The organism is Endozoicomonas sp. G2_1 (assembly GCF_017744155.1).
In the GTDB taxonomy this organism is placed as follows: domain Bacteria; phylum Pseudomonadota; class Gammaproteobacteria; order Enterobacterales; family Alteromonadaceae; genus JAGHQT01.
This window is the reverse complement of sequence record NZ_JAGHQT010000026.1, coordinates 23,492-33,147: the sequence shown is the minus strand read 5'-3', so window position 1 is coordinate 33,147 and position 9,656 is coordinate 23,492. Positions and strand designations below refer to the sequence as shown.

14 protein-coding genes are annotated in these 9,656 nt (G+C 36.7%); all 14 read left to right on the top strand.

Annotation, left to right across the window (positions count from 1 at the left end; genetic code table 11):
• Nucleotides 1-691: 691 nt before the first annotated feature.
• The 14 genes from J7384_RS18605 (at nt 692) to J7384_RS18540 (ending at nt 9,634) form a co-directional block, all read left to right on the top strand.
• Nucleotides 692-1,054 (top strand): hypothetical protein, encoded by a 363-nt coding sequence (locus J7384_RS18605; protein ID WP_209116054.1) that lies wholly within the window; start codon nt 692-694, stop codon nt 1,052-1,054.
• Between the two features lie 505 nt (nt 1,055-1,559).
• Nucleotides 1,560-1,829 (top strand): hypothetical protein, encoded by a 270-nt coding sequence (locus tag J7384_RS18600; RefSeq protein WP_209116053.1) that lies wholly within the window; start codon nt 1,560-1,562, stop codon nt 1,827-1,829.
• Between the two features lie 106 nt (nt 1,830-1,935).
• The gene (locus J7384_RS18595) at nt 1,936-2,187 is read left to right on the top strand and encodes a hypothetical protein (protein ID WP_209116052.1); all 252 of its coding nucleotides are present in this window, start codon (nt 1,936-1,938) and stop codon (nt 2,185-2,187) included.
• 159 nt (nt 2,188-2,346) lie between these two features.
• Nucleotides 2,347-3,192, top strand: coding sequence for a hypothetical protein (locus tag J7384_RS18590; RefSeq protein WP_209116051.1), 846 nt, complete (start codon nt 2,347-2,349; stop codon nt 3,190-3,192).
• Between the two features lie 99 nt (nt 3,193-3,291).
• The gene (locus J7384_RS18585; protein WP_209116050.1) at nt 3,292-4,002 is read left to right on the top strand and encodes a hypothetical protein; all 711 of its coding nucleotides are present in this window, start codon (nt 3,292-3,294) and stop codon (nt 4,000-4,002) included.
• A 30-nt stretch (nt 4,003-4,032) separates the two neighbouring features.
• Nucleotides 4,033-4,380 carry a hypothetical protein gene (locus J7384_RS18580; protein WP_209116049.1) on the top strand — a complete coding sequence of 116 codons (348 nt, stop codon included), beginning with the start codon at nt 4,033-4,035 and terminating at the stop codon, nt 4,378-4,380.
• Nucleotides 4,381-4,493: 113 nt separating this feature from the next.
• Nucleotides 4,494-4,877, top strand: coding sequence for a hypothetical protein (locus J7384_RS18575; protein ID WP_209116048.1), 384 nt, complete (start codon nt 4,494-4,496; stop codon nt 4,875-4,877).
• 165 nt (nt 4,878-5,042) lie between these two features.
• Nucleotides 5,043-5,435: a hypothetical protein gene (locus J7384_RS18570; RefSeq protein WP_209116047.1), complete on the top strand. Its 393-nt coding sequence runs from the start codon at nt 5,043-5,045 to the stop codon at nt 5,433-5,435.
• Nucleotides 5,436-5,557: 122 nt separating this feature from the next.
• On the top strand, nt 5,558-6,007 hold the full coding sequence (locus tag J7384_RS18565) for a hypothetical protein (protein ID WP_209116046.1): 450 nt from the start codon (nt 5,558-5,560) through the stop codon (nt 6,005-6,007).
• 106 nt (nt 6,008-6,113) lie between these two features.
• A complete protein-coding gene (locus J7384_RS18560; RefSeq protein ID WP_209116045.1) occupies nt 6,114-6,767 on the top strand; it encodes a hypothetical protein in 654 nt (217 codons plus the stop codon).
• 157 nt (nt 6,768-6,924) lie between these two features.
• Complete coding sequence (locus tag J7384_RS18555) at nt 6,925-7,533, top strand: sel1 repeat family protein (protein WP_209116044.1); 609 nt, start codon at nt 6,925-6,927, stop codon at nt 7,531-7,533.
• 129 nt (nt 7,534-7,662) lie between these two features.
• Entirely contained in the window at nt 7,663-8,292 is a 630-nt protein-coding gene (locus tag J7384_RS18550) for a hypothetical protein (protein ID WP_209116043.1), read from the top strand.
• A 107-nt stretch (nt 8,293-8,399) separates the two neighbouring features.
• Nucleotides 8,400-8,708: a hypothetical protein gene (locus J7384_RS18545; RefSeq protein WP_209116042.1), complete on the top strand. Its 309-nt coding sequence runs from the start codon at nt 8,400-8,402 to the stop codon at nt 8,706-8,708.
• 77 nt (nt 8,709-8,785) lie between these two features.
• A complete protein-coding gene (locus J7384_RS18540; protein WP_209116041.1) occupies nt 8,786-9,634 on the top strand; it encodes a hypothetical protein in 849 nt (282 codons plus the stop codon).
• Nucleotides 9,635-9,656: the final 22 nt, after the last annotated feature.

Below are 9,656 nucleotides of genomic sequence, written 5' to 3'. Positions count from 1 at the left end.
TACGGCATCAAGACAAGATGGAGAAACAAGAAGAGAAACGTCAATTACATTTACTAGGATAACCCAGCCCCCTTGTTTAGGGGGCTTACGCAAAGCCACCTTCTTTAGAAGGTGGATTCTTTACTTTGGCCAGTTTGGGTGGGTAGCTCAAAAAGTTCAAGTAGGGTGCCTAACTAACGGTGCCATCATATGGTATTTGTACTTGTTGTAAGTGTATTTGCATATAACAAGGCAATTAAAAGGCGGACTAATAAAAGCAGGCTTGGTTCGGTTCGCTCCAAGTATAGCCTGCTTTTATTAGCCGTTTATTGCGGCGTTATATGTTTGAAAATCTTAATTTAGCTTAAGACAAGGTGTATTTGTGTTTTTCGCTATTAGTGTTTTGGCGCAATACTAATAAGCTTTGCCGTTTTTTGTCTTTTCAGATAGTCTGTTGCTCTCTGCTTGATTTGCATTTCAGCAGAAATAAAAGGTGGCAAAGCTATTAATTTTGGCAGGTGTTGGTGGGTAGCTCAAAAGTTAAATTGTGTGCCACGCTAACGGTGGTCACAAAATGGCGTAGCGTTTGGTGTTCAAGTGCGGCGCATATAACAAGCTGTTCAAGTGGGACTGCTAAAGTTTGGCTCGGTTACGCTTCGGTTCACATTTTAGCCAAACATTTATCAGCCCCTTAACAGGGTGTTAGGTATACATGGAATTTCTGCACAAATTTGCATGTTTTGATTGTAGGGTAGCATTCAAAAGACGTGTAATTGAAGAGTCACATACAGGTACTGCTTGGCAAGCTGATTCGAAGCTTGTGCATACTTGTCCCAATTGTGGTCGTAGAATGGCTTTTTTAGGTCGTAACTTTCGTGCGCCAAGACAATCGCATAAAAATAAATGGCAATCTGTAATGTTGCTTTGGGAAGCAGGCTTTAGGTATTGTGGAAGTGGATACCATGAAGATCCCGCTCTTCCCGAAAGCAAAGCCGAAACAATTGAATTTATTAAAAATAATATTAACCACATTCAAAAAATTGCAGGTGGTAAATGTTGGGAAAAGTATACCTAACAAGCCAATAAAGTGGGACTGCTAAATCTTGGCTCGGTTTCGCTTCGCTTCACAAGTATAGCCAAGCATTTTTAGCCGTTTATTTAAGCGTTATATGCCAATTAAAATAATCTTAGCGTAAGACATAGTTTATTTTTGTTTTTCGCTATTCTGTTTTTGGTGCAGTACTAATAAGCTTTGCCGCTTTTACCATTTTCAGCTAGTTTAGTGTTTGCTAATCGTTTTATGCATTGCATCACCTTTATGTGGCAAAGCTATTATTTTTGGCAGATTTTGGTGGGTAGCTCAAAAGGTAAATTGGGTGCCTAACTAACGGTGCCTTTAAAATGGTTTAGCGTTTGTTGTAGGTGTATTTCATATAACAAGCAAATTAACGGGACTAATAAAGCTTGGCTCTGCTCGTGCCTCGCTTTTTTAGCCAAAACTTTATTAGCCCATTATTTGGGCGTTATGTTGCAAGTAGAATATGCGGAAATTTCTAATCTTCGGAACTGGATTATTGATAGTGGCTTTACTAGTTGTATTGTTACTATTTTTGACATTTGAAAATGCGATGTCAGGTCAAGCTATCTGGGGAACTAGAGATGGCTCTGTTGTCGTAAAAGGTTTTTCGGCTATATTGGTAAACTTGGGAATTCTAAGTATTGTTTTAAGCTTTGGTTCATACCTTGCTTACTTAAGAAATCGGCGAGAGCTACTTCATAAACTTTACAATATTTTTGGTGTGTTAAGTGCTGTTTTAGTTTTGGTTGGCTTTTTAACGTCAGCAACATAACAAGCTGTTCAAGCGGGACTGCTAAAGTTTGGCTCGGTTTCGCTTCGCTTTACATTTTAGCCAAACGTTTATCAGCCCCTTAACAGGGCGTTAGAGTTACATGGACATGTCTAAGCATAAAATTAAACTCGAAGATGATTGTTTAGCTTCTTTTTCGAAGGCACTAAAAAAGGAAATTAACAACAACTTAAAGTTTTACAAAAGAATCGACAAGGAAAAGGCCAAGGAATATCAAGTTGCTTATTCGAATGTAATTTTCATTTTAAAACAAAAAGCTGAAGAGTTTTGTATTCCTTTGTCTGATTTGGGTATCGAAGATTATGATGTACCTAAAATTGAAGATGACTTTGATATTTAAGTAAAGGTAACTCTAACAAGCGCTTTAATGGGACAAATAAAGCTTAGCTCCCGTCGCTGCGCTCCTAATTTTAGCTAAGCTATTATTTGCCCGTTAAGCGGGCGTTATGAGTTCTTGTAGCTCTGAGCTTTAGCTTCATTTATTAGAAGGATTTATATATTGGAAACCCCAAAAAGATTACAACCTCTCGGCGAAACGTTGAGGCGTTTATATTCATTGTCTGGTAATCAGTGTGCTTTCCCTGGTTGCTGTCACCCTATGTTTAACAATGAAGGTAATTTTGTTGGACAAATATGTCATATAGAAGCAGCTTTACCCGGAGGTGAACGATTCAATCCTAATATGACAAATGAATCTCGTCGGGCATATGAAAACTTGATGCTAATGTGTTACCACCACCATATTGAGACAGATAAAGTTCAAATCTATCCTGTATGGAGAATGCAAGAAATTAAGAGGCAGCATGAAGAAATCTACTCAAATATTGAGCGATTTATTCATCAGATGCAATCATCGCTTACAGATGTTACTTCTTTAGTCTCAGCCACAACTGTTAAGTCCTTAGCTAGTTTATACATCGAATTATATGGTAAAGATGATCGCGAACCTGAGCACATAGAAGAAGATGTAAATGCATTTAATTTAGCTATCTCTAAATTGTCAGCATTATCTCCAGACGCTAAGCAGCTATTCGCACTATCACTTGCCAGAACTCAATATGAACAAAACTCTTTTGGGGGTTACACTGAGAATATATTCGTAGACCCATATGAAATTGAAAGGGTTACTCAGGCGGATAAAACTCATCTAAGGCAGGTATTTCAAGAAATAGAAAGAGCTGGCTTTTTATCACTGGAGCATCAGGATAACGGACAAGCTGTATTTTGGGTTTGCTTACAGGGTACTGAAGCAAACATTTGGGAAATGATAAAGCAGTTTTGCCATAAAAAGTCTCTAGACATTACAACAATGGTATCTAATTTGAATTTTGCCGCTATCGATTAATAAACTCATAACAAGGCCAGTCAGAGGGACCAAAAAACCGTCACTTCGCTCCGGTTTTTCAGCCCCTGCTGGCGGCGTTATATTTTCTAAGAGGTATCAATGAAAGCTGGTGACATTATAGCTACCAAGAACAATAAATTTATCAAATTTGCTACCTTCGGGACTTGGAGTCATGTTGGTATAGCCCTCAATGAACAAGAAATCTTGGAAGCAACTCCAGATGGAATTAAGCCTATCAACATAGATGAAATCTTAGAACGAGACAAAGAATTGTTGCTACTCGAAAGGCCTGTTGCTTTATCAGAAAAACAAATTGATATTTTGAATAATAAAAGCACAGAGTTAATCAATAGGAAGCTCAAATATGGCCACTTACGAGCGGCATATTCAGGAGCGCCACATATTTTTCATAACATCTTTACTTTCCTTTCATTACTCTGTTTATCAGGTGCAATTTTTTTATACTATTTAAATGAAAGCGTAGAGCATTCTTATACTCTGCTTCTATTGTCTGTTTTTTCAAACTTTGTTGGTATTCCATTTGCGAAGTCTACTGGAACAGTTAGGCAGACGAATAAATTCTTGGAGAAAATTAACGCACCAAAGTTCTTGTTAACTGATCTTGATAAAATGTTCTGCTCTCAAGTAGTGGAAGACCTTGATAAACATATTGGTGGCAATATATCTATATTGCTTGGTAGAAGCCATGAGCTTCGCCCAAAGGATATTGTAATTGCGTGTGAAGAGCTTGAATGGAAATCCAAAAATATAACAAGCGTATCCAATGCGACAGCTAAAAGCTGCGCTTGATACGGGCGTTAGCATTACAATAGGATTCGAGTGCAAACCTACTCTAAAAGACAACATGCTAGATTCTTTCCTTATACAAGTGGCTGTTTAATGCTGCCTGTGATTTTACTAAATAGTGGATTTGCAACGTATTCTCTTGTCGCCTCAATTATTGCTATTTTACTTTTTAACTTCGATCCTGCTTTTAAATTTTACAAATTAAATATTCAACACTTTACAAACTATATGAAGATTTCATTTGTTTCAGGTATGTTATTGGCTACACTAGCTTTTATGTATCCTGATTTTTCGGGTTGGGTAATAGCTATTTGGGGGCTACCTACTTTTATTTACGGCTTTAAGTTAAGTGGTCAAGTGGATAACTTGGCTAAAAAGTAATGCTAACAAGCCAATAAAGCGGGACTGCTAAAGCTTGGCTCGGTTCCGCTTCGCTACACAAGTTTAGCCAAACATTATCAGCCCCTTAACAGGGCGTTATAAGGCGTAAGCAGATGGAAGGATTACAGCAAATAGAAGTGTCTATCTTTAATTGGTTCATTCAAAACTGCTCCGAATACGCCTTCGAATTTAAAAAGCAGCTTTCACTTGCTGTTGTAACAGAAAGAGAATTTACTAATGGTGGCGGGGTGTTCGTTAGTTTTGCTATTCCTGTCGAGTGTAAAAACAATATACTCAAAAAGAACGACTACCTTGAGGGGCCATTGATTAAATCAAGCCAACTTGAAAGCGGCGCTTTAGTTACTGTAAATATTTCAAAGGATGGCTTGGTTGAACACTTTGAAATATTTTCACTCGCAGGTGATTACCCTAAAAGTCAACATGTAGTAAATTACGAGTTAAGCTTACCTACATTTCAAACTATAGATATCAGGTAAGCGCCTTATAACAAGTGCTTCAACGGGATAGATAAAGCTTAGCTCTCGTCGCTGTGCTCTTAATTTAGCTAAGCTAATTATTTGCCCGTTAAGTGGGCGTTATACGGAGTAGTAATGGTCAGGTATTCCTCGTTGGTATTATTATCTTTGATTCTTAGCGCATGTGTGAGTACAAAAGAAAATACATTACTTTGTGAAGATCCAAATATAAATAGTGCAACGGTTGATGATAGTTACATCATTGGGAACTGGCATTCAAAAGTGCAAAGCGGCGAAGGTACTTATTTGCACGACTGCCAATTTTATAAAAATGGAACTTATGAATGTGAATATACTGAGCACGGGCCAATGTCTCCAGGAAGTAATTTATATCATGCAGATATTCTACCTAGCACTGGTACATGGTTGCTGGAAGGAAATACACTAACTTTAAGTAGTGATTCCAACAATAATAAGGAAACTCTTAAAATATCAAAAGCTTCCAATACCTCTTTTAAAGTTGTTAACAACGAGTTTGTTATTTATTACCGAACAGAAGATTGTGCAAAATCCGTATAACAAGCTGTTCAAGCGGGACTTTTTACTGTTTGCCGAGTTTCGCTCCGCTCCATATTTTGGCAAACTATTAAAAAGCCCCTTAACAGGGCGTTAGTGCTACAAGAATATATAGGAGAGTTTAATTGAAAGCTGTAATTTCGGTTTCATTGATATTTTTAGTTTTAGGTTGTAACAGTACACCAAGGGATTTTAGTCCACCTAAAGTAAAATATCTTGCTGTTACGAAACACCCAGAAAAAGGAAGAATAGTTTCTGAACATGGCAAGGAGCAAACTAAAAATGAGTTATACGATTTAGACTTTAAAAAGTGCTCTGAATTAACGTATAAAAAAGGTGTAAAAATAGGAAGTAAAATTTCAACAGATAAAGATGAAATTATTGTGTTTCTTGAACGTGCATCATCTTTGAATGCAAGGGATACTGTATTTAAAGGGGTAAAAAGCGACCTTAACTTCACTAATACAGAAAAAGAGTTACTTAAAGAATATAACAAGTTTAATAAAAATCGTTGGAGTTGTATGCAAAAAATAGGTTGGTCTAGTGTTATTGAAGAGGTACCTTTTGATAAGTAGCACTAACAAGCTGCTAAAGTTTGGCTCGGTTTCGCTTCGCTTCGCTTCACATTTTTGCCAAACATTTATCAGCCCCTTAACAGGGCGTTATATTTTTAGGTCTCTAATGTTACATTCAAAAAGCATATTAAGTTTTGTTCTTGTTTTATTTATATCTGGCTGTTCTAGTGTGGTTTTACCCATAGACGAAAGAGCACTAATTAATGATATAAAAGCTAAATATCAGGGTGAAATCCTAGCGCCTGAAGACTTAAAGAAAGGTGATATTACAACGTATAGCTTTCCACCTGTTTGGGGTTTTAATGTTAGAAGCTACTTTAGTCGAGACGGAAGCTTTAGCTTAGACAGAGAATTTTATAGATTCAAAAATGAAGATCGTGGTTCAACAATATTTGAACATTTCATCGAATCTGAAGGGGATATAGAAAAAACGGGACGTCAGATAATTCTCAAGAATAGGATAGCTTATCGTAAATATGACTCCTCCAGTGATCTAAATTACCTTAGCACTTTTAAAGAATGTGAGTTCAAGTTGGGTACATGCACATATAAATCGGCCTCAGGCAAAGATAAGAAAGTAAAAACATACTTCGAGAATGGCGTTTGGACTTCTGAATATGAAGGTTTCAGGAATTCAAAATTGATAGAAACCAAGATATATCATAAAAGTGGCCTGCTTATATTTAGTTCATATAAAGGACTAATTCGAGGGAATACTTCCTACTCTAATAGGGAGGCATTTGAGGCAAATAGCCTATAAAATTCAAGGTGTTGTTCTTTAAAGCTCTAATGGAATTTAAAATATAACAAGCGCTTCAACGGGACAAATAAAGCTTAGCTCTCGTCGCTGCGCTCCTAATTTTAGCTAAGCTAATTATTTGCCCCTTAATGGGGCGTTATGCAACGATGAGTAACCTATGAAGTATGTATTCTTATTAATCTTTTTTTCTATTAGTGTATTCGCTGAAAAATTGAATCTAGATGAAGTTATTAGGGAAATTGATTCGGATAAAAGTTATCAAGATCTAGTTTCTCAATGTCCTTCAGAGTTATTCCCCAAATTAGGTATACCTTATAAAGATCATATTGATTATTGCGCTGCTAATCCTATGTCATGCTTAAAGCGTTGTAATGATGGTGATGCCAACTATTGTTCTTCGCTAGCAAATTACGCTCAAGGTAAAACAGGCAGTGAATATCATTCTGAAGCTTTATTTTCAAAATCTTGTAAATTAGGTTTGGTTAATGCGTGTACAAATAGAGCTTCAGGTTTAATTAAGTATAACGGTGAGTCTTCTCTAAATTGTGCAGTTAAAACTTTTGAACTTAGTTGTTCTCAAGGTGATGCTTGGGGCTGTACGATGTATGGAGCTTATTTAGCTCAAGGTAAAGGAGTTAAAAGAGATTTTGACAAAGCTTTAGATGTCCTTGAAATTGGTTGTAAAAATGGAATTCAAGATCCTGCTTGCCAGAATGCTAAAAATATTAGTAGTCAAATTAAAGCTGTGCTATCTAAACATAAATAAGTTAAGGCGTTACATAACAAGCTAATAAAGCGGGACTGCGAAAGCTTTGCTAGGTTCCGCTTCGCTACACAGTTTAGCCAAGCATTTATCAGCCCCTTATTGGGGCGTTAGCATTACAAGGGAGGTGTTGTGAAAATATTTAGCATCGCAATTTTATTGTTTTTATCTTTACCTATTTTTTCTCAAGATCATTTGTACCCAGAAGATTCGATTTATGGGAGTGGAATTTCCTCTATCGAGTATCATCAATATGTAACTAAAGCTTTTCACGTTGCGTTTTCGCGAGATGTAATTTTAAAAGTGTTTGTAATCCCGTCGTTCTATCCAGAATCCGTTTTATATATAGAAAAGTCTGCTGACTCATACTATGTTTCATACTTAGAGGCTGAAACTCGCTATTGGACTGTTGACAGAGAAGAGTACCAACCTAATCCAATTAAAAAATGTCGTACGGTTTTGTCTAAATTAGTGGTAGACAACATCGAAAATGTTTGGATCAATGAGCTTAGTAAAACTCGACATGCCAAACGTTTTAATTTAGGAGAAGATGGTACTAGTTATCATTTTTCAGCCTCATTGAAGTGGTTGTCATCAAAACAGTTACCTAGGCCTCCGATGGCAGGACAAACAATGAGTCCAGAAAAAGAGAGTAGGATGGGGAAACTTGTAAATTTAATCTCAGTTATTAAGGGGTATTGTTTAAGCCCTAATTCTGAGGAAATAATTCAGCAAAGTATAAATAAATTGGCTGACAAATAATGCTAACAAGGGCATCAAATGGACGTCTAATGCTTGGCTGGCGTTCGTTCATCACTAATTTTAGCCAAGCATTTACTTGCCGTTTATTGCGGCGTTATGTGTATTAGATGAGTCGACTACTCGAATTACTAAAGAAATTTTGGCCAATAGGGCTGTTACTTCTGTTCTTTGGGGGGTGGCTAATAAATATCATAAGCGAGCCGCTTGGGGCGTCGGTTTTACTCGTAACAATTTTTATTGCTTTACCTTTGATGAAGTATTTGGCCTTAAAAGTTTTTATACTGGATAAAACGGGGTCAATACCTTGGTATGGTTCATCTATATTTGTTTTAGGTTTAGTTGTGGTAACTTATTTAGCGAATGTTGTTGTAAAAAATAACAAGTTGTTAAAGGTGGGGCTGCGAAAGCTTGGCTAGGTTCCGCTTCGCTACACAGTTTAGCCAAGCATTTATCAGCCCCTTGTTGGGGCGTTAGGTAATCAATGAGGTTTGGAGTGATTTCACACTACAATTCCGTTTTCGGAAAAACGAAAATAGTTCTAGTTTGTTGTTTTGCTACTGGACTGTCTTTATTTTATTTTTCGGCTTTTAAAAATTTAGAATTGGCTATTGCGCTTGGATTAGCAGCAATTGCGTTACTTTTTGATACTGTTCGGTTGAATAAAGCCTTAAATCATTTTCTAAGCAATAAACATCATTTCACAACTATCCATTCTGCTCTCGAAAGCACGCTAAAAGATGCATTAAAAAATAGGCAACTATATCAACTAATTAAAAACGAGTTGTTCGTAATATTTTATGCTTTCTTCGCTAAAAATTTCCCTGAAGAGCACACTGATAATGTGAACTCATTCAGTTATGCTAAATCTAGCAACGCCAGAGATATTTTTTGGGTGGTGGCGGTAGCACAGATACCTACATTGCCTTTCATTCATTTTATTGTCGAAAAAGAGGTAAACTTTCTTGCTGCTTGGTTTGTTTCTACGCTTACCATTTGGTCAGTAATTTATTACTTAGCGCAAGTACATGCTGTACGTTTAAGGTCCATTCAATTAACTGAAACAAATTTAAGTTATAAGTTTGGGCTAGCTTGGGATGCTGAAATTTCTTTTGCAGATATAACATTAGCTAGGAAGTTAAATTACACCGATACGCCAAATCCATTTGATTTCTTTATTTCACCATTAGGTACAAGCAAAAATATAGTTATAGAGTTCAATCAACCTATCAAGTTTAAAGGGCGTTATTTCATCACTAAAAAAAGATCTAAAGCAGTAATCTCACTTGATAACCCTGAGGCATTTTTATCACAGTTGGCAGACAGGGGTGTTTCGATTACCTAACGAGTGCATCGAGGGCGGGCGT